The following is a 20,078-nucleotide window of genomic DNA, read 5'->3' on the forward strand; positions in this document are numbered from 1 at the left end:
TTCAAACTTACCCGAAACCGGAACCCTTTGCAAATCAGCATTCCTGCGATCCACAAACACTCCGGAAGGTCCCCACCCGCAACACGCACTCAAAAAAGCGCCATATTCACAGGCCGTTTATCAGGGGGTCGATCGCAAACTCTCCGCAACAGCGGCGGCGACTCGAATTACTCTACACGCCACCAGACCACCACACAAATCCACCCCCCACACCACCCCCACACCCCCAAAAACCCCGCCACGGCGGGCAAACCAAGCCCCCTGCGGCCGCGCCCAGCACCCACAGCCCGGAAATCCACCCCTGTGTACCGGGTCACACCACGCGGCGGACCTGCCCGGGCCTCACCCGCCGACGAGCAGCCGCTGGACCTGCGGCAGGATCTTCGGGCCGCCGTCGGTCACGTACGGCGACCCACTGAGCGTGCGTTCCGGAACTTCCAGCTGCAGGTTATCGAACATCCAACTGACATTGGCATAGAGGTGGCGGGGAACGTCCACGGGACCGGACTGCCGTCCTCTACCCGGAACCCCGCCCCGGTCAATCCCGCCCCGATCAGCCCCGGCCAGCATGTCCGCGATGATCCGGGCCCGCAGTGCCCACGGCGGCGTCGATCCGTCAAGCAGCCGGCGGACCACAAGATCCGTTATCAACGCAGTGGACTCCTCGGCCGGGGAAACCGCTGGCTCGGCGGGACAGTCCCACGGGGCCGGCCGCCGTCGATCATCTTGCCGCCGGACGACGCCAGGACGTGCCGGCCTTTGTTTTTCCGGAGCGGCACGACCGTCGCTCCCGACGGCGGCCCGGGGCGACGTGGCCGGGGCGCGCGTTGCGCCGGAACCGACGCCTTGGCTAGGGTTGATGCTAAGCATGCTTAGCATGTGCGCGGCGTGCAAGCGTCCGCGCCAGGAGACAAGCAGCGGAAACACCCCAGCTGGGACCCGCCATCCGGAGGAGCATCATGACTGACCAGTACACCTTCAAAAACCCGGTAACAGCCTACGAGACGCTCACTGCGCCCGAGCAGAGCCAGCCTGCACCCGGCCTGGACGCCCGCATGACGCCTAAGGCCGACCTCGGCGAGGACAGCTACCGCGGCACCGGCCGGCTGGAGGGCCGCAAGGCGCTCATCACCGGCGCGGACTCCGGCATCGGCGCCGCCACGGCCATCGCGTTCGCCCGCGAAGGCGCCGACGTCGTAATGTCCTACCTGCCCGAAGAGGAGGAAGACGCCAGCCGGATCGCTGAGCTGATCGAAAAGGCAGGGCGCACGGCGGTCAAGGTCCCGGGGGACCTCAAGGACTCCGCCACCTGCCGTGATCTGGTGGCTACTGCCGTGCAGGAACTCGGCGGCCTGGACATCCTGGTCAACAACGCCGGCAAGCAAGTGGCGCAGAAGGCGCTCGGCGACATCACCGACGTCGAGTTCGACCACACCTACAAAACGAATGTCTATGCCATGTTCTGGCTGACCAAAGAGGCCCTGCCGCACCTGCCGGCCGGGTCGAGCATCATCAACACCACCTCGATCCAGGCCTACAGCCCCTCGGAGACCCTGGTGGACTATGCCTCCACCAAGGCTGCGATCAACAACTTCACCAAGGGCCTGGCCCAGCAGCTCGCACCCCAGGGCATCCGGGTCAACGCCGTGGCGCCGGGGCCGATCTGGACACCGTTGCAGCCCAGCGGCGGGCAGCTCACCGAGGATCTGCCGGAGTTCGGCAAGGAAACCCCGCTGGGCCGCGCCGGCCAGCCGGCCGAGCTGGCCCCGGCGTATGTGTTCCTCGCCTCGGCTGAGTCCAGCTATGTGATCGGTGAAACCCTGAACGTCAACGGCGGACTGCCGACGCCGTAGCCGACGCCGTAGCCGCAGCCGCAGCCTGGAGCGGCTACACCCGGACGGGCCCTTCCCTGCAGCGCTAAGCTGCGGCGGGAGGGCCCGTTTTTGACGGCGGCAGTCCGCTCCCCCGGTGGCCCCCAACTGACTCGCAGCAGGTGTCGTTTTGGGGGCTCAAAACGACACCTGCTGCGAGTCAGTTGGGATGCGGCACACCCGGGTTAAACAAAAGCAGGGCCCGTCAATGACGGACCCTGCTAGAAACCTTACGGTTCCGGACTCGTGAAGAGTTAGCTAAAAGCTAAGTCTTAGAGAGCCTGGATGTTTACGGCCTGGGGACCCTTGGGGCCCTGCTCGGTTTCGAAGGAGACCTTCTGGTTCTCTTCGAGGGAGCGGAAGCCGGAAGAGGCGATCGCGGAGTAGTGTGCGAAGACGTCCTGTGAGGAGTCATCGGGGGAAATGAAGCCGAAGCCCTTTTCAGCGTTAAACCATTTGACGGTACCAGTAGCCATTATTTTTTGTCCTTCGTGAAGGTGGAGGAAAAGTCCCGACTTTCGGGTCCTCCTGTGTGGGGTGCTCAAAACCGCTGCTTCAGAAGAACAAGGTCTTACAACCTTGCGTACTGCCTGAACTACGAACTGCATAAACACAACAACAAAAACAACCTTACAGGAGATTTCCGCGACGGATTACCACCACGGCCAACAGCACGTCCCGGGAAGGTGGCCCCGACCTTGCCCGGAGGCCTCGACCGCGTTCCGGAACGGGCATATCCTGCAGGGACGTCCCGCCTGAAACGCGGAGCCCGAGGCGACCGGGAGTTCACATGCAGATGCCCAAACCGTCCGAGAATGACAAGGAGCGCTTCCGCTCCGTGCTGCCGCCGCACCCCGACGTCGTGGTGCGGCCCATGTTCGGGAACCTGGGCGCATTCGTCAACGGCAACATGTTCGCGGGGTTGTTCGGCCCGGTCCTGGGCGTAAAGCTGTCAGCGCCCGACCGCGCCGAACTCGAGGCGAAACAGCGCACAGTGCCCTACGGACCCCCGGAACGGCCGATGCGTGACTACAGCGGCTTGCCCGAAGCTTGGCAGGACGACGGCGACAGCACCGGAGTGTGGGTGGCGAAGGCATATTCCCACGTCTCCGGGTTGCCGCCGAAACCGCCAAAGCCCCCGCGGGCCCGGAACTAGGCGGCGGAACTGCCGTGCCGGTCCAGGCCGTGCCGGTCCAGGCCGCAGATATCGCGACCGCGACTGCCGGGGAGCCGAACCGCAATGTAAATACCCTGGTGGTCGGCGGCGGGCAGGCGGGGCTGGCCATCAGCTACTGCCTGGGCCGGGCCGGCGTCGGGCATCAACTGCTGGAGCAGCGCGCGGAACTCGGCGGCGCCTGGCAGGACCGGTGGGACGGATTTTTCCTGAATACGCCGAATTTTTCGGTGGACCTGCCGGGAATGCCGTACGGGGGCCCTCATCCGGAGGCGTTCCTGCCCCGGGACGAGGTGATCGGGTACCTCCGGCGTTACGCGCAGGCCGCCGGCGTTCCGGTCCGCACCGGCACCGCCGTTACCCGCATCGCACCCGATCGCGGCGGCTTCCACGTGGAGACCAGCGCCGGGCCGTGGGGGGCTGAGAACGTTGTGCTGGCCACCGGCGCCTACCAGGTCCCCCGAATCCCGGCACTGGCCAAGGACATCCCCGGGCACGTCCGGCAGCTTCACACCCATCAGTACCGGAATCCGCAGCAGCTGCCCGCCGGCGCGGTGCTTATCGTTGGGACCGGGCAGTCCGGCGGACAAATCGCCGAGGAGCTGCTGGCCGCCGGCCGGCTGGTCCATCTTGCCGTGTCCACCTGCCCGGAGGCGCCGCGCCGGTACCGCGGCCAGGACGTGATCCGCTGGCTGATGGAGCTGGCCCGGCACGGCCCCGACGTCGGCCTGAACGGTCTCCAGGTGGAGCAACTGCCCTCCCCGAAGGCCAGGTTTGCGTGCAATCCGCTGGTCTCGGGAGTCGACGGCGGCCACGACCTGCACCTGCGTGAACTGGGCCGGCGCGGGGTCCGACTGCACGGGCATCTGGAAGGAGTAGACGACGGCGACCTCGTCGTCAGCGATGACCTTGCCGAGCGCCTGGCGCAGGTGGAGGCAGCATTCGGCCAGCGGTTCCAGCCGATGATCGACGCCTACATCACGGCGGCCCGAATCCAGGCGCCCGCCGCCGAACCCCGGGCCGCCGATGACTGGCTCCCTCCCGCCCACAGCCGGCTCAACCTCGCCGCCGAGGGCATCACGAGTGTGCTGTGGGCCACCGGGTACCGGCTGGACCTCAGTATTCTGGATCTCCCTGTCCTGGATGAGTGGGTCTATCCGCGGCACCACCGCGGTGTCACTGAGTACCCCGGACTGTATGCGGTGGGGCTGCCCTGGCTCACCGGGCATGGTTCGGCGCTGCTCTCCGGCGTGGGCCGGGACGCCGCCTTCATCGCGGAGCACATCGCGGCGCGCTGAGGCTCGCGGGCAGACTGGCACCCTCCACACCCGCCGGGGCATACCGCGCTCCGGCGACGGGCGCGGCGGGCTGCTAGGCGCCGTGTTGGGGCCGGATTTCCTGGATCACCCAGCGGTTTCCGTCCGGGTCGCTGAAATAGGCGAACGCGAATCCGCCCAGGTCCTGGACTTCACTGACGGGGGCTCCGCGGCGGAGCAGTTCGGTGCGGGTCGCCGCCATGTCCGGCACCGTGAGCTGGAGGCCCTCAAGGCTGCCCGGGACCATACCGGTCATGCCGGTGCCGATCACAATGGAGCAGGACGAACCCGGCGGGGTCAATTGCACCACCCGCATTCCCGGGATGTGCTCAACATCGTGGTCCAGGCCGAAGCCAAGCTGGTCAACATAGAAGGCCTTGGCCCGGTCCACGTCGGACACGGGCACCTGCACCACTTCAAGACGGAGTTCCATAAGCGCCACCTTACGTGAGCAGAGCCTGCCGGGCCCGAAGCGATACCGCGTGCCGATGGCAACCGTGCTTCGGGCCCACGCCAAGGCATCCAGGCAAAGCGTCCACGCTCCGCGCCCGGCACGGCGCCGCCGATTGCCGAGCCATACCCCGCCGGGGTATCATCGTGGGGCGTGACCGGCGCTGCTGACCGGCGCTGCTTCGGTGTTGTTGCAGTAGTACATAACCGCGATTCGGACCGGAAGGAGGAATCCCCATGTTCACCGCATTGCTAGGCCGAACTCCGGGCTTCCTTCGGCGCACAGGCATGATGGCGGGCCTGCTGGCCCTCCTAGCCGGGATCTTCGGGATGCACCTTATGACTGGCCCCCACTCCATGGCCGCATCCGACTCCACCCACACCGCGGAACTCCGTTCAGCCCCAACACCGGCGGGGAGCCATACCGGCCACGACGCCGGCGCGACACCGAGCGCGGAACAGCCGCCGTCGCACATGGCCGCATCCCGCACCGCGGCTGGTCACGACTCAGGCTGCCAGGAGGCCTCCTGCTTCGGACCGGGCGGGTGCGCCGAAATGTCGGGTATGGACCCGGCTTGTATTCCGCTGCCGGGCCAGGCCTCGCTCGCGGCCCCGCTGCCGGGCACCACCGTCTTCGGCGACGCCGGCCCACCGTACCAGGGGTCCGCCTGCCGCCACGTGTATCTGCCCGGGGCTCCTTCGCCCGGGGACCTCTGCATCAGCCGGACGTAAAGGCACTGCCCCGCGACTGCTTCACCGGCGCGGACCCCTTTGCCGTAGGCCCCTTGATCGGGCCTGTACTGCTGGCCGGCGACTGTTCCGCCCAGCGTTGTTCCCACAACGATCTTGAAGGACCCCAATTCCCATGAAAAAATCACTGACACTTTCCGCTGCCCTGGTTGCAACCACAGTGGCCCTGGCAGGTTGCGCTTCCGGTTCCGGAACTGCCGGAACTGCCGGAAGCACCATGCCGGAGATGAGCCACAGCGCGTCCGATATGCCGGGCAGCGCGGCCCCGATGGACACCGCGGCTCATAACGCGGAAGACACCATGTTTGTCCAAGGCATGATCCCGCATCACAGCCAGGCCGTGGAGATGAGTGACATCATCCTCGGCAAGCAGGACATCGACCCTCGGGTCACTGCCTTGGCCACCAAAATCAAGGCGGCGCAGGCCCCGGAGATCAGCACGATGACCGGCTGGTTGTCGGCGTGGAACGAACCCTCGGAGATGGCCGCAGGACACAGCATGACCGGCATGATGAGTGGAGAAGAGCTGGACAAGCTCAAGGCCGCGCAGGGATCTGAGGCAGCCCGGCTGTTCCTGACGCAGATGATCGCCCACCATGAGGGAGCCGTGGCAATGGCCAAAACTCAGATGGCGGAGGGCCAAAACGCTGACGCGCTGGCCCTGGGCAAGAACATCGCCTCGTCCCAGGAGGCAGAGATCCAGGAGATGCAGTCCCTGCTGGGCGGCATCTAAGCAGGATCCGGCGGCGTCGGCCCCCTGCCAAGGACCGGCGTCGCCGTCCGCCCACTCTTGAGTTCCTGCTGACTGGAGTTTTTTGATGACCACCCCCTCCCTCGCCCGTATCCGGACGTCCGCCGCCACAGTCGCGGCAGCAACCGTGATCCTTGTCCTGACCGCCTGCACGTCCACCCCGCCCGACGCGCCGCGGTCCGCTGCCAGCGGTGCCGCATCCGGGCTTCCGGACGCGCACGTTCATGGCCTGAGCGTCGACGGCGACACCGGCCAAGTGTTGCTGGCCACACATGATGGCCTGTTCGACGTCTCCAGCATTCCTGCCGCGAAGATTGGGCCCTCGCATGACCTGATGGGTTACACCAAGGCCTCAGACCCGGGCGTGTTTTACGCCTCCGGGCACCCGGAAGCCGGCTCGGACCTGCCCAGCCCGCTCGGCCTGATCAAGACCACGGACGGCGGCAGGACGTGGCAGCAACTCTCGCGACAGAATGAGTCAGACTTCCATGCCCTGGCCGCCACGAAGTCCGGAATTGTCGCCTATGACGGGACGCTTCGGACCAGCACCGATGGCATTGCGTGGCAGACCGTCGGCGCAGACTTTAGTCCGTTTGCCCTCGCCGGCAATCCCAATAGCGACACTGTTTTGGCCACCACAGAAGAAGGTATCCAGCGTTCCACCGACGGCGGGAGCACCTGGACGGCGGGCACCACGGCCCCGGTGATCCAGTTCGCCGCGTTCGCCAACACCGGTGAGGCAGTCGGCGTCGCCCCTGGCGGGACTGTGTACTACTCCCCCGACGAAGGTGTTTCCTGGCAGCAGCGGGGAACACCCACCGGCCAGGTCCACGCCGTTGCCGCAGCCGCTGCAGCGGACGGGACCCTCCAGGTCTGGGCCGCCACCTCTGCCGGCCTGGTTCGCTCCACAGACGGCGGAACCACCTTTCGGCCAGCCCATGCGGGCTGATCCCGCGGGCGTGGACGCCGGCTAGTTGACGGTGAGTTCGCCCATCCGGCCCCAGCCGTTGGATTCGATCTTCTCGCTGATGATTTCCGGGGTCTCCATCAGGGCCTGCGGCATGTCCGCCATGGCCTTGGTGAAGTGCGCACTGTTGACGTGCTCCCCCGCGGCGTCGTCCTTAAACGCCTCGACGAGAATGAACTCGTTCGGGTCTTCCACGCTGCGGGACCAGTCGAACCAGAGGTTGCCGGGTTCCTGGCGGGTGGCATCGGTAAAGTCGCGGGTCAGGTCCAGCCAGCGGTCGGTCCAGTCGGGCTTGACCTTGAATTTGACGACGATGAAGATCATTCGCTTTTTGCCTTCCGGCTCGGGGGCACGATTACAGTGCGGTACCCCAATAGTCTGTCTGGCTGCGGCCGCCAAGCCAAGCCAAGCCAAAACGGATTATCACGGGGTGAGAACACCCGGCGCAAAATACCCGGGAACCGCCCTAGGCTGGGGTGGCTCCCGTCACACGATCGAAGGAGATGCTGGTGTCCGCGTCAAACCAGCTCCCCGCGTGCTCGACGCCGTCGCGTTCGCGGCCGAGCGGATCCTGCCCCAGCTGCCGCACTACCAGAAACTGGAATCCCTGGCCCTGCATCCCACGTGTTCCTCGACCAGGCTGGGCCTGGGCCCGGCACTGACCGCCGTGGCCGGGGCCGTCGCCGGACGGGTGTGGAGGTCCCGGAGACTTGGGGCTGCTGCGCTTTCGCCGGTGACCGCGGCATGCTGCACCCGGAGCTGACAGCGTCGGCCACCCGGAAGCAGGCAGCCAAGGTGGCTGCGACGGGCGCCATGGCACACGCATCCTGCAACCGGACGTGTGAGCTCGGCATAACACGGGCCACCGGCAGCGAGTACGAGCATGTGCTGGAGCTGCTCGAGGAACGGACCCGCTAGCCAACTTCCCCGTGCGCCTACCCCTAGGGGTGCGCCGGCGCCGGTACGCTTCCTGTCATACCCGCGTTACGAATGCGGGCCGCAGGTTCTGCGATGGTTGCACCTCCCACAGTGGTCCCACTTCCATGCCGGCCCGCACCTGACGGGTAGGTCCACCGTCAACCCGACCGGATGAGCGTCCGGGGCATCGCGGGCCCCGAGCGGGGCGTGGCCACGATGGTCGCGGTGCGCGGGGACGTACTTGTTCGGCTGAGCGCTGTTTTATTGCGCGGAGCCCATGCCGGGCCGGACGGGCACGAACTCAATCTTGTTCCCGGTGTTCGTTTTGGTCCGGGGCGCCCGCGAGAAGCCCTTGGCGTCCAGGTTGTTCTTGGCCCGATAGTCAGCCAAAGCAGCGTCATAGGCCTGGTTCAACTGCGCCCCGGAAAACGCCTCAGCGGTGCCGTCCGCAAACGTGATGGTGATGGCGACGCTGTCCGGGAAGTGCCGCGGCATCCGAATGAAGCCGTCTACGTCCTGTTGGAGATTGATCAAGGGGGTTCCGCCTTTACTGGTTGAGGCTTCCAGTCTCCGGCATTCCGGGACGGACCGATGACCGCAGGCGTCCCGAGCCGGCCACGCGCCTGTGATGCAGCTGCCGCCCGCTGAATCTCCCCACGTTTGGCAGCTCACATCGGTATGGTTGGGAAATCCAGCTGACCCTGCTGGCGGTGCACGCCTCAATGGGGCCCAATGGTCCAAGTGAAAACCGAAGTGGTCCGTGTAAAAGGCCTTGGCCCGGTCCACATCGGAAACGGGCACCTGCACCACTTCAAGACGGAGTTCCGTAGCCGGATGCCTATGGGAACGGCAGGGTTCCGTGGACCCTTCATCGGCGGATCGCCTCAGCCGAGGCTTGCCTCGGCTGTGATTCGGGCGAGGTCCGGCAGGGAAGTTGCCAAGGCCGCTGGCAGGACTTGCCGGCTGCAGGCGGGGCGGACACAATGACGACGTGAACGAATTCAATGACCTGCCCCGCGCTGAGTTCGCCTTCCCTGGGCCGTTACGCGAACTGCTCGTATCCGCCGTCGTCGATGGCAGTAAAACCACGACGGCGGCCCTGGCGGCGGAGTACCGGGTGGATGACGAACCGTTGCCGGAGGTTGGTGCCCGGCACGTGGTCATCGATTCGGCTGAGAAAGCCGTTGCGGTAATCGAAATAACAGATGTCCAAGTCGTCCCGCTGGCCGCCGTTCCTTGGGAGCATGCCCGCGACGAAGGCGAAGGATATTCGTCCCTGGCCGAGTGGCGGGCCGAACATCAAAGCTTCTGGGACTGCGCGGAGATGCGCAGCTACCTCGGCGATGCTTCGTTCGTTGTGGACGACGGCACGGAGATAGTGCTCGAACGTTTCCGCGTCGTAAAACTGCTCTAAGGCGTTCCTTGGCTCTCGGCGCCGAGCGGAGCACTGAAGGAGTGCAGGAACTGTCGGGAGTTGCCGCCCCAAGGTTCCTCAAACCGGGCTATGACTTCGGGGCGGAGTTTGAGTTCGGCCTTAGTCTCATCCTGGACGGAATCGAAGCCGTGGACGCCCAATAGTCACCCGCAGAAGGGCGGATGGATGGCGCGCCCGGATGCCCGCGGAGCCCGCCGGAAAACCCGCATCCCCCTGGGCCTGCGCGACTAGACTAACCGCATGACACCGCAGGAGCTGGCCAACCTGGCGCAGCTGCGCCGGGCGCGGGACCTGATCGACCGCCACTACGCCCGGCCGCTTGATGTGCCCACGATGGCCGCCGGTGCCCTGATGTCCCCGGCACATTTCTCCCGCCGGTTCAAGGCCGCCTACGGCGAGACGCCGTACAACTACCTGATGACCCGGCGGATCGAACGGGCCATGGCGTTGTTGCGGGCCGGCGCCAGCGTGACGGATGCCTGCATGGAGGTGGGCTGTACCTCATTGGGATCGTTCAGCTCGCGGTTCACCGAGATCGTCGGCATGCCCCCGAGTGAGTATCGTTCCCGGCAGCACGACGCGGTGCAGGCCATGCCATTGTGCATCGCCCGGCTGCGCACGCGGCCCGCCCGGAAGCAGAGAGTGCAAACCGAGCAGGATTGAAGAAGCGCCGCCGCAGCCGCTCCCCTAGCGTGGGAGGCATGAACATTTCCTTGCAATACGCACAGATCACCGTCAACGACCTCGATGGGTCCCTCGCCTTCTACCGGGACGTCCTCGGCCTGGACGTCAGGAACGACGTCGGCTCGGACGGGCAGCGCTGGGTCACTCTCGGCAGTGCCGCCCAGCCCGATCTGGAGCTTGTGCTGTCCGTCCCGCATGCCGGCCGCTCCCAGGACGACGGCGACGCCCTCCAGCAACTGCTCGTTAAGGGCGCCCTCCCGATCCTGGTGTTCCGCACGGACGATCTGGACGCTACGTTCGAGGCGGTCCGGGCCGCCGGTGCCGAAGTGCTCCAGGAACCTATCGTCCAGCCGTGGGGCCCGCGCGACTGTGCGTTCCGGGACCCGTCCGGGAACATGGTGCGTTTCAACCAGGCTGCCTAACCCCGCCCTACCGGCGGCGGCCCGGCGCCGCCTCGGCCATGGCCCCAACACGGGTGCCCGCCGGCGTGGGCACCCGGCTCGCGGCGTCCCGGCCGTCGTCGTTCTGACGGATCCGGCGTCCGACGGCGCGTCCCACGGCCATCGAAAGCCGGTGGGCGGGCTGTTCCACGTACCGGTAGAAGAGCTCGGCCGCCGCAAACGAGGCGGCCACGGAGATCGCGAGCGCCAGGGGAAGCGAGACGGAGCGGAACAAGGTGACCCCGGCCAGGATGATCGGCAGGTGCACCAGGTAAAAGCTGAAGGACACCCGTCCCAGCCACTGGGCCGCGGCCGAGTCGCCGAGCCGTTTCGCCGCGCCGCAGGAGACGAAGAGCAGGACGATCAGCGCCGCGCCGACGGTCACCAGGGCCTCGACGCCGGGGATCGGTTCCTCGCGGCTGACCCATTCCGCGTTGGCCAGGAAGAGGCCGACGGCGGCCACCAGGAACCAGGCGCCGCGCGGCCAGGACCGGGTCAGGTTCCGGATCCGCTCCCGTTCCACGCCGAGGACGGCCCCGATGGCGAAGATCGGGAGGTAGATCAGCGCGTCCATGTGGTGCACGCCGCCTACCGCGGCCAGCAGCAAGGCCAAGCCGATTTTCACGAACCACACGCGCCGCCAGCGTAGGGCGAGGAAGACGTAGGCCGGCAGCAGCAGGGAGAACGCGACCTCCCATTTGAGCGACCACAGCGGGGTGTTGATGGTGCTTGCGTTCAGCATCAGCAGACCGTCCTTGAGGACCTGCACCACCGTGGGGTTGACCACGTACATGTCCGCCCAGGCACTCTGCAGGGGCGACGCAGTGCGGGGAATCAGCGCAATCAGCGCCACGGCTACGGCCAGCGACGCCCAGGCCGGCAGGTAGAGGCGGAAGAATCGCTTCGCGTAGTACTGCGCCCAGCTTGGGACCGCGCCGGGCCTGGTGAACGGCAGGACCAGGACGAAGCCGGAGAGGACAAAAAAGACGTGCACCGCCGGTGTCCCGTTCCAGAGGATATGCAGCGGGGAGAAGACCGCCCACGTCTCGGCGGTGTTGAGATCCACGGCCCGGTTGCTGAAGACGCCCCCGATTCCCGGCAGGGTGGACACCACGTGGCAGGCGACTACTAGCAGGGCGGCGATCCCCCGGAGGCCGTCCAGTTGGGTGACTCGTGTTTGACCAGACTTCGAAAGCATTCACTCTACGTTACCAGTTCGTTACATTGGCGGGGTCGCGCTCCCGTCGCGCAGCGGCCACGGGCTCCATCCGCCGGCCACCTCCCGCAGCCGGACCTCGGCGTCGCGCAGGCGATCTTCGGCGGCCGGGCCGGGTTCGCCCCGTCCACTTTCGGAACCGGACCCGTCCCACGCGGTCAGGGCGTATTCGCTCCACCGCTGGCGGCCCACCGGGTAGCGTTCGCTGTATCCGCCGGCCGCGACCGTGAGCACCAGCCGCTCCAGCCGGTCCGCTGTTGTTTCCACTGTTTCGTCGCAGGCATCGCAGCCGCACACCGGAAACGGGAAGTCATGCAGCACCCCGGCATGCACCATCACACCCGGGTAGACGGTGAAGACGAAGGTCAGGGACGCGGCGTCGGAATTCTGCGGCGTGACTTTGACCGCCCGCAACACGTCGGGACCTGCCATCAGCAGCTCCCCGGCATGGGCCGGATCGTCCTGGGCGTCGACGTCGTACACGGCGGTGAGATGCCCGATCAACGCACGGGCGACGGTGTGAAGCCCGGCGAAACGCCCCGGGTGGCTGTCCACGCTGTACGAATCCTGGTCCGGCCCGTCAGCACCCCAGTGCCGGCCGTACGGAATCGGCGTCCCGTCACTGGAGTAGTAGGTGGTCGCCGGCAGGTCCGGCCGGACGTAGCGGCGCTGCCCCGCCGCAAGGGATACCGGTAGGGGCGGGCGTGCCGGCGGCTCGTCCGGATCGTCCCGGGCCCAGTCCAGCAGGGCGGCGATGAGCCCGCGGACCGCATCGTCGTCGGCGCCGCGCAGCCCCTCGAGCAGGCGGGAAACCTCGTACTGCCGGTCCCGGTTTCCCACCGAAGGAGCGGCCCCTTCGTGGGCGTTCCACTGCGCGTCGGGCCGCAGCGCGGCGATGGTGTTCCCGGCGAAGATGGCCGCCGCAGCTTGGAGCGTGCTGTCGCTGGCAATCCCGGAGCCGAACGTGCGCAGGAATCCGATGAGCCGCTCCGGGTCGGACGCCAGCTCCTGGGCCCGCACTCCCTGCGCGGCGCTGAACTCCATAAACGGGGCGTACCCGCCCAGGTGCCGCACAACGGCCGGGCCCGGTCCTGGCCGGTACAGTGCGGTGCGCCGCGGCATCGGCTCCGGCATGTCGGCGGGCTGCCCTTCGAAGATGTCCTCGCTGATCCCCATAGCGCCGATCCTAGCCGGTAGGACCGCGGGGGCCGAGGCTTCGCCTTTGTGCGGGAGCAGTCCCAAGCCCGCTTAGCTGAGGGCAGCGGGTCAACAGGTCTTGTCACACAGTTAACTAGCCATTCACATGGTCCACAAGACTTGTCCAACCACCCTCCGTACGGTCGGAGGCATGGACAACATTTCACGCAGATCCGTTCTTTCCGCCGGCCTCGGGGCCGGGCTCGTCGCCGCCTGGCCGGGTGCCGCCGTCGCCGTTTCCACTGCGGACGACGCCGGCCTCCGCACCGATCCGTTCCTGCTGGGTATCGCCTCCGGCGAGCCGTGGCCGGACGGCTTCGTGATCTGGACCCGGCTGGCCGTGGACCCCATCGCTGGGGACGGTCTGGGCGGGATGCCGTCGCGCAACGTCGCGGTGGCCTGGGAAGTGGCGGAGGACGCCGGCATGCGCAAAGTGGTAGCCCGCGGCGTCGAGCACGCCCGGATCGAGACCGCGCACTCGGTGCACGTGGAGCTGAAAGGCCTGCGGCCGGGGCGCGAATACTTCTACCGGTTCCGCACCGGCCGGCACCTCAGCGCGGTCGGCCGCACGCTCACCAGCCCGGCGCTGCATGAGACGCCGGCGGCGCTGGCCATGGCGTTCGCTAGCTGCGCCCAGTACGAGCACGGCTACTTCACCGCCTACGCGCGGCTGGCGCAGGACCACCCGGACTTGGTGCTGCACCTGGGCGATTATCTGTACGAGTACAAGAAGGACAGCTATGTGATCGGCGGCGGCAACCCGCGCGACCATGCGGGCCCGGAGACCGTCAACCTGGCCGGCTACCGGCAGCGGCACGCGCAGTACAAGGCCGACGTCGATCTGCAGGCAGCGCACGCGGTGGCGCCGTGGCTTGTGGTGTGGGATGACCACGAGGTGGACAACAACTGGGCGGACGAGGTCCCGGAGAACACCGACGCCGGGCAGCTGAACGACACCGCGGAGCATTTCCGCCAGCGCCGGGCCGCGGCGTTCCAGGCGTACTACGAGAACATGCCGCTGCGGCCCTCGTCGGTGCCGGCGGGTGCCGACATGAAGATCTACCGGCGGCTGCAGTGGGGACAGCTGGCCAACTTCCACATGATGGATACCCGGCAGTACCGCGACGACCAGCTGGCCGGGGACGGCTGGAAGAAAAACGTGGCCGGGCGCCTGGCCGAGGACCGCACCATCACCGGCGCGGAGCAGGAGAAGTGGCTGCTGGACGGCTTCCGGAACTCCACGCAGCGTTGGGACATCCTGGGCCAGCAGGTTTTCTTCGCCGAGCGGGACCGGGACAAGGCACCGGAGATCGACGACGTCTCCATGGACGGGTGGGACGGCTACGCCGCGTCGCGCCGCCGCATCACGCAGGGCTGGGTGGACGCCAAGGTGCGCAACGCCGTGGTCCTCACCGGTGACGTGCACCGCAACTGGGCCAACGACGTCAAGGTGGACTACAAGGACCCGGCCTCGCCCGTGGTGGGCTCGGAACTGGTCTGCACCTCCATCTCGTCCACCGGCAACGGCTCAGGATCAACTACGGATCCGGTAATGGCTTGGAACCCGCACCTGAAGTTCTACAACGACAACCGCGGCTACGTGAACACCCGCATCACCAAGGACGCCATGACCGCCGACTTCCGGACGCTGGACTACGTCACGACGCCGGGAGCACCTGTGTCCACGAAGGCGTCGTTTGCGATCCTGGACGGGGTGCCGGGGCTTCAGCCGCGGGGGTAGAAGACGTTGCCGCCCCGGCCCGCCGCCACTCACTCAGATGCAGTTGGGCTGGTAGGCCGGATCAGCGGGACCGGACACCGTGCCCAGTGCGTGGGCCACGATCTGGTGCACCACGGGGTCGTTCGGCGTCTGGTCATGTTCGATCGGATCGGCCGGGCACTTGTCCTGGATGGTGAGGTTGGTGACCTGCCGCGCCGGGCCGTTGAGGAACTGGCTGTTGTAGGGAATGACCACCTCGTCGTTCACGGTGGAGATGACGGTGTAGGACGGTCCGGCAACGGTGTCGCCGATGGAGTTCAGCTTCTGCATGAACGCCGATCCTGCCCGCTGGTCGGCGCAGGCTGCACAGCCCGGTGCGGTGAAGTCCGGAGGCGGGACGAATCCCGGCGGCGGGACGATCACACCTTTCGTGCCGTGGTTGGAAGGTGCGATCCCGATGAGCTGATGGACATTCTTTGCGCCGCCGAGAAAGCCCATGTAGTAGCGGGGCATCATGCCGCCCTGGCTGTGGCCCACGAGATCCACCTGCTTGGCGCCGGTGGCGGAACGCACTTTGTCCACGAACGGCGCGAGCTGTTGCGCCGAATCGGCGACCGGCGCCGTGGCATACACGCCGTTGGTCTCGCCTTAGTTGAGAGCGAAGACGCAGTACCCGGCCCTCTTGAGGTACGGCGAGAGGGTGGACCAGTTCTTATCCATGCTCTCAAAGGTTCCAGGCACCAGGATGACCGGATAGGGATGCTCGGCGCTTGGTTTGCAGGACCAGTCGTTGGCACCCGGCGGGGAAAGCTCAACAGGTCCCGCATGGGCGGGGGCCACGGCCAGGGAGCCGGCCAGGACGGCAGAGGCGGCGGTGGAAAGGACTTTTGCGAGCAGCGACATGGAAACCTCTTTGTTCGTGTGTCAGCGGGCTGCGGGGCCGGCAGTATTCGTTATACTCCGGGTCGGCCAGGGTTGCCCGGTTACTCAACCGTAGGCAGCCCGCAGCCCGGTCCGGCCATGATTTTGCACGGATGTGCACGAAAACCGGCTCTTCCGGCGAGCCCTGCCCGCCCTGAGTTGACGCCCGCTCGCAACGCATAGTCACTGGTCAGTATCTTCTTTTCGCCCGAGACGGTCTGAGAAAACGGTCAACCATGCGTGCATAAACGTTCATTCCGCGGGCCGTTGGCGGGGCTGAGCATGGTGTTCGCCAGCTGCTCACCTTGCGTCACTTATGAGTACCGCACCGTGACTCGACAGCGAGGCGGCTATCACAACACCTCCAACGGCCGCGACCAGTGGACTTATCAGGATGGGCACACCCAGCGATCGCTCGACTCGAAAACGCAGTACACCGAGCTCGAGAAGGTCACAGCCAGACCACGTCTACCGTGGATGCCGAACCGTGCCGCCTCAACTTCCTATTCGTCATGGTCAGAGAGGAGAAGCTAAGGGTGAAGTACGCAGGCTGCAAAAGCGCCGATGTCCGCCCCGGCCTTGTCGGCGCTCTCCGCCCATCGGTGCGGGTTGTCCGTGCAACGAACGGAACCCCTCGACGAGATGGACGGACGCGGTTGAAAGACCACCCAGCTCAGGAAACCGTGATGACATCCTCGTGCAGCATTGACACCAGACTGAACGCCAGGGCCAAAGAGGCCTTGGCGCCCTCCATGGTCACGTGCTGGTATGTCTCGGAGCCGTGGCGTTCACCACCGGTCCAGAGCTTCTTCATCATGCCCGTGATGAGGTCCTTGGCGGGAACGTGTCCCTCAAGTAAGGGCAGGGAGACGTCCTTGTTCCCCAGATGTGAAATGACCGTGCCAAGGGTGGCCCGCGGATTCAGAGGCAGGACTTTAGGGCACGCGATCATTTCGACCGCCTTGACGCTGAGTCCGTATGCGCTGTCGGAATTCGGGCTTGCCCCGTAAACCGCGTTGAATGCTTGTGCCAGAAGGCTACCAGCAGCCGAAGTCTTGCTGACGATGTCTTCGTAAGCCCTCTCGACTCCACTGGGGATCCTCTTCGCAACACGGGGCACGTCTGGATCAAGCAGACTCACCGTCCACTCTGAACGGCCAAGATCCAACACCATCTTGAGGCCTTGCGCTTCGCTTCTGGCGCGATGGATATCAAAGTACAGCATCCAGTCCATCGCGGAGACGAGTTCGTTGTCGTCTAGCGCCCGGATCTGCTGCTCAAAGTAATCTTGCCTCGTACTGAAATCACGCTTGAATGCCAGTGACATGAACTTCGGGACGTCCTCGTCGAACCATACGCTCTCGTTTCTGGAGCGCTGGACTATCCAGTCCCAAATTTGGGGCCTCATGTAGGGAGGGATACCGGTCTCGATAGCCGTCAGCTCCGCATACTCTTCCGCCCCCATCGACGGCGACACCCATCCGCTCACAGCCACCCCAATTGTTGTACTTACACGTGCTTTTCGATCCTACCCGTCCGGCTCGGGAGCTATATTGCCGCCACCGGCATGCCGCCTCCGAGCCGGAACCGCCGCGCAAGGACGCCTGGCTTCCCTCGGAGCCGGCGCGGCTGAACCTCGAGGCCGCCAACGTCACGTCGGTCCTCTGGGCCACGGGCTACCGGCTGGATTTCAGCATCCTGGACATCCCGGTGCTGGACGAATGGAACTACCCCCGGCACCGCCGCGGCGTCACCGAACACCCGGGCCTGTACGCCGTCGGGTTGCCGTGGCTGACCGGGCACGGCTCGTCCATCGTGGCGGGCGTGGGCCGCGATGCCGAGTACATTTCGCAGCACATCGCCGGGATCATCGGGCAGGTCATCACCGCCCGGTGAAGGCGACGTTCCAAGGGGTGGCTACGCCGCGCAGGGCCCGTCGAAGTCCACGGGTGCGGTGAGGCCGGCGGTGCCGAACCATTCCCTGGCCCAGGCCTGAACCGAGGGAATGGCAAGTTGCTCGGCAACAAGCTCCGGCGGCCCGTCGAACACGGACTTCCCCTCCTCCAGGAGATCCCCGGTGCCGCTGCCGGCGAGGAGCCCGAAGAGGGCAGGCTGGTCGAGGAAGGGAAGCTTCCCGCCGTCGCCGTCGGTCAGCACGCCCCAGCGCGAGGCGTATAGCGAGAACACCTCCGGGCGTTCTCCGTGGTCCACGACGAGCGGGCAGGCTTCGCCGTCGAGCTGGATCCGCCGGTAGTTGGGCTCCGTTTCGTCGAGGGCCATCAGCTGGACATCGTCCAGCCACGAAAGTCAGACCGCTGTGCACTCCCCCATCAGCGGATACGGGGCGGCGGCGATGTAGCCGGCCTTGCTCACATGGGCGGAGTGGCCAACGGCGATGTTGTGGATCTCCCCCCGGACCAGCGGCAGGACCGCGCTGACTGGCTGGTGGTAGTTGGCGAATTTCCGCCGCATCACGTCGGCGCTTGAATTCGAGCCGATGGAGACCACCAGGGAGCGGGCTTCCAGCGGTGCCGCGCCGACCTGCGCGAGGGCTTCATCCAATCCGGTTGAGAGCTCAAGGGGCCGGAACTCATCGCCGTCCATGACACCCGAGGCCACGGGCGGCTCCCACGGATACAGCAGCGGATCGAGACGGCCGGGGCCGCCGGCCCCGCTCAGCCCCATGGAGTCAGCAGGGTGAAGCCGTCGGCATCCTTCTGGAAACTAATCAAGGTGGCCCGCTTTCATGGCTCGGGACTTCCAGTGTCCCGCACTTCTGTGGGAAACGGACCTCCGGCGCTAGCGTCGACCAGCCCGCGCCGCTTCGGCGCGGAGCCCTTCCTGCAGCTTGCCGATGGCCCGGTGGCGCCCGCATTGCTGACCTTGGCGCCTTGCGGGGACGCGACGGCCAGCGACGAGGTCATGGAGATCGCTCGTCGGGCCGTCACCGCCGCCGGGTGGCCCCTATACGAATACACCGCAGATCAGATTGGAGGCACTCCCCCCACCACTGGAAACCGGTTTCCTCATCCTCCGTGATGTCGTCGCTCCGCTCCCGGCAGAGGTACCGATCGTGGTCGCAGCCTTTCAGCATGCCGTGCGTCGAGGTCGGCCAGTCGGACTGCTAGTCGTGGGCTCCGCGGATGGGCATTGACGCGTTACGCCGTAACCCTGCAATGGGGTTTCTAAGCCGCGCGGAGTGCGTCGTGCACGACGGATGATGGAACGTTCGAAGCAACGCCTCTGACCGGCGGAAATACCAGATCCCTGCGACGGCGCGCTTTGGCCCATAAGGTGACCCGCGCCACCGGTCACCCGAAAGCATTGTCATTGGCCACGGGCGTGCCCGTCTTGGGGAGGGCGGCACCGGCTCCCACGGTGTTCAATGCGGGCTCCAGCTCACGACATGAGACGGCATCGAACACGAGACTGGAACAGGGGCTTCTCGCGGCTTTGCAGTTCACGCCGGCCGACTGCCCTCGTCAAAATCCGGCCCTTCCTCAGCATCTGGTTCAAGGAAGAAAAGCTCGGTCAGCGTGATTGCTCGTTGTAGCTCGGGAAAAGGTGCAGCTAGGGCGTGGACTGAAGGGAGCGGCCCGCCGTGGTCCCTCCATTGGTCTGAGTTCCATTTGTTTTCCCGTTGGCCCCGGGGGGCGCTCTTGTCCCGACGCGGCTTTCCACCCAAGAGCCGTGGTGCCCATTCGAACAGTAGGGGACGGTCCTTTTTTGACCCGTTGCATGGCCCGCACGCTGGGGTCACATTGGACAGCCGATGGGGACCCCCACGCCTCAGTGGGACGATGTGATCCATCTCCAGATCGTTTGCATCGAACTGCTCATCGCAGTAGGTGCAGCGGTGGTCCAGCGTCTCCATTAGGTCGATCCAATCCTGGATCCCGAACTCCTCATATCCTGGGTTGCCGTACTTGGCAGCTTTTCGCTTCCCCTCATTGAGGCGACTGTGGAGCCGGACGTCGTCGATGTTAGCGGCGACCCACGCGGAGGACTGACATTTCGTGCTGCAGTACAGGGAGTTCCGCCTAGCCGTGGACATGTCGCCACCGCAGTGCGGGCAGAGCCGAACCCCGAGCTCATTGACGCGTTCCTGGCCGCGTCTATCCCTGAGGTAGTGCAAGTTGCACATGCCGGCCTTGAACTGGCCCGACGGGTCCGCCCTATCAGCCAGACTCGTTAGAGACCGCTTCTTGAACGAGAATAGAGGCTGAAGGCAGGAGGGAAACTTCACCATGATTGCATCCCCACCAGCA

General features: G+C 66.1%; 23 protein-coding genes and 2 pseudogenes. 13 read left to right on the forward strand and 12 right to left on the reverse strand.

Going from position 1 to position 20,078, the window contains the following annotated elements:
* Positions 1 to 342: 342 nt before the first annotated feature.
* On the reverse strand, positions 343 to 651 hold the full coding sequence (locus ABIB49_RS18315; protein ID WP_282360192.1) for a hypothetical protein: 309 nt from the start codon (positions 649 to 651) through the stop codon (positions 343 to 345).
* Positions 652 to 959: 308 nt separating this feature from the next.
* Between ABIB49_RS18315 and ABIB49_RS18320 the strand changes: the two genes are divergently transcribed.
* On the forward strand, positions 960 to 1,853 hold the full coding sequence (locus tag ABIB49_RS18320) for a glucose 1-dehydrogenase (protein WP_282360191.1): 894 nt from the start codon (positions 960 to 962) through the stop codon (positions 1,851 to 1,853).
* 290 nt (positions 1,854 to 2,143) lie between these two features.
* Here the strand turns inward: ABIB49_RS18320 and ABIB49_RS18325 are convergent, their stop codons facing one another.
* The gene (locus ABIB49_RS18325; RefSeq protein WP_024365339.1) at positions 2,144 to 2,347 is read right to left on the reverse strand and encodes a cold-shock protein; all 204 of its coding nucleotides are present in this window, start codon (positions 2,345 to 2,347) and stop codon (positions 2,144 to 2,146) included.
* Positions 2,348 to 2,661: 314 nt separating this feature from the next.
* Here ABIB49_RS18325 and ABIB49_RS18330 point away from each other — a divergent pair, with 314 nt between their 5' ends.
* Complete coding sequence (locus ABIB49_RS18330; protein WP_354157552.1) at positions 2,662 to 3,027, forward strand: TfoX/Sxy family protein; 366 nt, start codon at positions 2,662 to 2,664, stop codon at positions 3,025 to 3,027.
* A gap of 50 nt (positions 3,028 to 3,077) precedes the next feature.
* Positions 3,078 to 4,343, forward strand: a complete 1,266-nt coding sequence (locus ABIB49_RS18335; protein ID WP_354157568.1) for a flavin-containing monooxygenase — start codon at positions 3,078 to 3,080, stop codon at positions 4,341 to 4,343.
* A gap of 73 nt (positions 4,344 to 4,416) precedes the next feature.
* Here ABIB49_RS18335 and ABIB49_RS18340 read toward each other — a convergent pair whose 3' ends face one another.
* Positions 4,417 to 4,794 carry a VOC family protein gene (locus ABIB49_RS18340; protein ID WP_354157553.1) on the reverse strand — a complete coding sequence of 126 codons (378 nt, stop codon included), beginning with the start codon at positions 4,792 to 4,794 and terminating at the stop codon, positions 4,417 to 4,419.
* A gap of 254 nt (positions 4,795 to 5,048) precedes the next feature.
* Between ABIB49_RS18340 and ABIB49_RS18345 the strand changes: the two genes are divergently transcribed.
* The 3 genes from ABIB49_RS18345 to ABIB49_RS18355 all read left to right on the forward strand — a co-directional run bounded on the left by ABIB49_RS18345 (position 5,049) and on the right by ABIB49_RS18355 (position 7,261).
* The gene (locus tag ABIB49_RS18345) at positions 5,049 to 5,543 is read left to right on the forward strand and encodes a hypothetical protein (protein WP_354157554.1); all 495 of its coding nucleotides are present in this window, start codon (positions 5,049 to 5,051) and stop codon (positions 5,541 to 5,543) included.
* 133 nt (positions 5,544 to 5,676) lie between these two features.
* Positions 5,677 to 6,294 (forward strand): DUF305 domain-containing protein, encoded by a 618-nt coding sequence (locus tag ABIB49_RS18350; RefSeq protein ID WP_354157555.1) that lies wholly within the window; start codon positions 5,677 to 5,679, stop codon positions 6,292 to 6,294.
* 85 nt (positions 6,295 to 6,379) lie between these two features.
* The gene (locus ABIB49_RS18355; protein ID WP_354157556.1) at positions 6,380 to 7,261 is read left to right on the forward strand and encodes a F510_1955 family glycosylhydrolase; all 882 of its coding nucleotides are present in this window, start codon (positions 6,380 to 6,382) and stop codon (positions 7,259 to 7,261) included.
* A 21-nt stretch (positions 7,262 to 7,282) separates the two neighbouring features.
* Here ABIB49_RS18355 and ABIB49_RS18360 read toward each other — a convergent pair whose 3' ends face one another.
* Positions 7,283 to 7,603, reverse strand: a complete 321-nt coding sequence (locus ABIB49_RS18360) for a putative quinol monooxygenase (protein WP_226774996.1) — start codon at positions 7,601 to 7,603, stop codon at positions 7,283 to 7,285.
* Between the two features lie 154 nt (positions 7,604 to 7,757).
* On the opposite strand from ABIB49_RS18360, the pseudogene ABIB49_RS18365 reads away from it, so the two are divergent.
* Positions 7,758 to 8,197: pseudogene (locus ABIB49_RS18365) on the forward strand (FAD-binding oxidoreductase); the annotation flags it as partial.
* Positions 8,198 to 8,458: 261 nt separating this feature from the next.
* Here the strand turns inward: ABIB49_RS18365 and ABIB49_RS18370 are convergent.
* Entirely contained in the window at positions 8,459 to 9,007 is a 549-nt protein-coding gene (locus ABIB49_RS18370) for a VOC family protein (protein ID WP_354157557.1), read from the reverse strand.
* A 181-nt stretch (positions 9,008 to 9,188) separates the two neighbouring features.
* On the opposite strand from ABIB49_RS18370, the gene ABIB49_RS18375 reads away from it, so the two are divergent.
* The 4 genes from ABIB49_RS18375 to ABIB49_RS18390 all read left to right on the forward strand — a co-directional run bounded on the left by ABIB49_RS18375 (position 9,189) and on the right by ABIB49_RS18390 (position 10,738).
* Complete coding sequence (locus ABIB49_RS18375) at positions 9,189 to 9,611, forward strand: ASCH domain-containing protein (protein ID WP_354157558.1); 423 nt, start codon at positions 9,189 to 9,191, stop codon at positions 9,609 to 9,611.
* Between the two features lie 8 nt (positions 9,612 to 9,619).
* A complete protein-coding gene (locus ABIB49_RS18380) occupies positions 9,620 to 9,775 on the forward strand; it encodes a hypothetical protein (protein ID WP_354157559.1) in 156 nt (51 codons plus the stop codon).
* 97 nt (positions 9,776 to 9,872) lie between these two features.
* A complete protein-coding gene (locus ABIB49_RS18385) occupies positions 9,873 to 10,295 on the forward strand; it encodes a helix-turn-helix transcriptional regulator (RefSeq protein WP_283480469.1) in 423 nt (140 codons plus the stop codon).
* A 38-nt stretch (positions 10,296 to 10,333) separates the two neighbouring features.
* Positions 10,334 to 10,738 carry a VOC family protein gene (locus ABIB49_RS18390; protein WP_226775001.1) on the forward strand — a complete coding sequence of 135 codons (405 nt, stop codon included), beginning with the start codon at positions 10,334 to 10,336 and terminating at the stop codon, positions 10,736 to 10,738.
* A 7-nt stretch (positions 10,739 to 10,745) separates the two neighbouring features.
* Here ABIB49_RS18390 and ABIB49_RS18395 read toward each other — a convergent pair whose 3' ends face one another.
* Positions 10,746 to 11,954 carry an acyltransferase family protein gene (locus tag ABIB49_RS18395; protein ID WP_354157560.1) on the reverse strand — a complete coding sequence of 403 codons (1,209 nt, stop codon included), beginning with the start codon at positions 11,952 to 11,954 and terminating at the stop codon, positions 10,746 to 10,748.
* A gap of 21 nt (positions 11,955 to 11,975) precedes the next feature.
* Positions 11,976 to 13,148 carry a DUF6226 family protein gene (locus ABIB49_RS18400; RefSeq protein WP_354157561.1) on the reverse strand — a complete coding sequence of 391 codons (1,173 nt, stop codon included), beginning with the start codon at positions 13,146 to 13,148 and terminating at the stop codon, positions 11,976 to 11,978.
* Positions 13,149 to 13,320: 172 nt separating this feature from the next.
* On the opposite strand from ABIB49_RS18400, the gene ABIB49_RS18405 reads away from it, so the two are divergent.
* Positions 13,321 to 14,910: an alkaline phosphatase D family protein gene (locus ABIB49_RS18405; RefSeq protein WP_354157562.1), complete on the forward strand. Its 1,590-nt coding sequence runs from the start codon at positions 13,321 to 13,323 to the stop codon at positions 14,908 to 14,910.
* A 33-nt stretch (positions 14,911 to 14,943) separates the two neighbouring features.
* Here ABIB49_RS18405 and ABIB49_RS18410 read toward each other — a convergent pair.
* Positions 14,944 to 15,792: pseudogene (locus ABIB49_RS18410) on the reverse strand (esterase/lipase family protein).
* A gap of 691 nt (positions 15,793 to 16,483) precedes the next feature.
* Positions 16,484 to 17,299: a hypothetical protein gene (locus ABIB49_RS18415; protein ID WP_354157563.1), complete on the reverse strand. Its 816-nt coding sequence runs from the start codon at positions 17,297 to 17,299 to the stop codon at positions 16,484 to 16,486.
* 26 nt (positions 17,300 to 17,325) lie between these two features.
* Here ABIB49_RS18415 and ABIB49_RS18420 point away from each other — a divergent pair, with 26 nt between their 5' ends.
* Entirely contained in the window at positions 17,326 to 17,706 is a 381-nt protein-coding gene (locus ABIB49_RS18420; RefSeq protein ID WP_354157564.1) for a hypothetical protein, read from the forward strand.
* Between the two features lie 21 nt (positions 17,707 to 17,727).
* Here the strand turns inward: ABIB49_RS18420 and ABIB49_RS18425 are convergent, their stop codons facing one another.
* The 3 genes from ABIB49_RS18425 to ABIB49_RS18435 all read right to left on the reverse strand — a co-directional run.
* The gene (locus tag ABIB49_RS18425; RefSeq protein WP_354157565.1) at positions 17,728 to 18,090 is read right to left on the reverse strand and encodes a hypothetical protein; all 363 of its coding nucleotides are present in this window, start codon (positions 18,088 to 18,090) and stop codon (positions 17,728 to 17,730) included.
* Between the two features lie 27 nt (positions 18,091 to 18,117).
* Complete coding sequence (locus ABIB49_RS18430) at positions 18,118 to 18,495, reverse strand: hypothetical protein (RefSeq protein ID WP_354157566.1); 378 nt, start codon at positions 18,493 to 18,495, stop codon at positions 18,118 to 18,120.
* Positions 18,496 to 19,270: 775 nt separating this feature from the next.
* Positions 19,271 to 20,078, reverse strand: an 808-nt coding sequence (locus ABIB49_RS18435; RefSeq protein ID WP_354157567.1) for an HNH endonuclease, incomplete at its 5' end; no start/stop codon positions are given.

This window comes from Arthrobacter sp. UYCu512 (assembly GCF_040547075.1).
Classification (GTDB): Bacteria; Actinomycetota; Actinomycetes; order Actinomycetales; family Micrococcaceae; genus Arthrobacter.

Excerpts from the sequence above, each read along its gene's own strand:
- ABIB49_RS18385 (WP_283480469.1), top strand. The coding sequence starts at position 9,873 with ATGACACCGCAGGAGCTGGCCAACCTGGCGCAGCTGCGCCGGGCGCGG.
- ABIB49_RS18405 (WP_354157562.1), top strand. The coding sequence starts at position 13,321 with ATGGACAACATTTCACGCAGATCCGTTCTTTCCGCCGGCCTCGGGGCC.
- ABIB49_RS18395 (WP_354157560.1), bottom strand. The coding sequence starts at position 11,954 with ATGCTTTCGAAGTCTGGTCAAACACGAGTCACCCAACTGGACGGCCTC.
- ABIB49_RS18350 (WP_354157555.1), top strand. The coding sequence starts at position 5,677 with ATGAAAAAATCACTGACACTTTCCGCTGCCCTGGTTGCAACCACAGTG.
- ABIB49_RS18400 (WP_354157561.1), bottom strand. The coding sequence starts at position 13,148 with ATGGGGATCAGCGAGGACATCTTCGAAGGGCAGCCCGCCGACATGCCG.
- ABIB49_RS18340 (WP_354157553.1), bottom strand. The coding sequence starts at position 4,794 with ATGGAACTCCGTCTTGAAGTGGTGCAGGTGCCCGTGTCCGACGTGGAC.
- ABIB49_RS18320 (WP_282360191.1), top strand. The coding sequence starts at position 960 with ATGACTGACCAGTACACCTTCAAAAACCCGGTAACAGCCTACGAGACG.
- ABIB49_RS18325 (WP_024365339.1), bottom strand. The coding sequence starts at position 2,347 with ATGGCTACTGGTACCGTCAAATGGTTTAACGCTGAAAAGGGCTTCGGC.
- ABIB49_RS18360 (WP_226774996.1), bottom strand. The coding sequence starts at position 7,603 with ATGATCTTCATCGTCGTCAAATTCAAGGTCAAGCCCGACTGGACCGAC.
- ABIB49_RS18425 (WP_354157565.1), bottom strand. The coding sequence starts at position 18,090 with ATGGCCCTCGACGAAACGGAGCCCAACTACCGGCGGATCCAGCTCGAC.
- ABIB49_RS18390 (WP_226775001.1), top strand. The coding sequence starts at position 10,334 with ATGAACATTTCCTTGCAATACGCACAGATCACCGTCAACGACCTCGAT.
- ABIB49_RS18430 (WP_354157566.1), bottom strand. The coding sequence starts at position 18,495 with ATGGGGCTGAGCGGGGCCGGCGGCCCCGGCCGTCTCGATCCGCTGCTG.
- ABIB49_RS18355 (WP_354157556.1), top strand. The coding sequence starts at position 6,380 with ATGACCACCCCCTCCCTCGCCCGTATCCGGACGTCCGCCGCCACAGTC.
- ABIB49_RS18330 (WP_354157552.1), top strand. The coding sequence starts at position 2,662 with ATGCAGATGCCCAAACCGTCCGAGAATGACAAGGAGCGCTTCCGCTCC.
- ABIB49_RS18345 (WP_354157554.1), top strand. The coding sequence starts at position 5,049 with ATGTTCACCGCATTGCTAGGCCGAACTCCGGGCTTCCTTCGGCGCACA.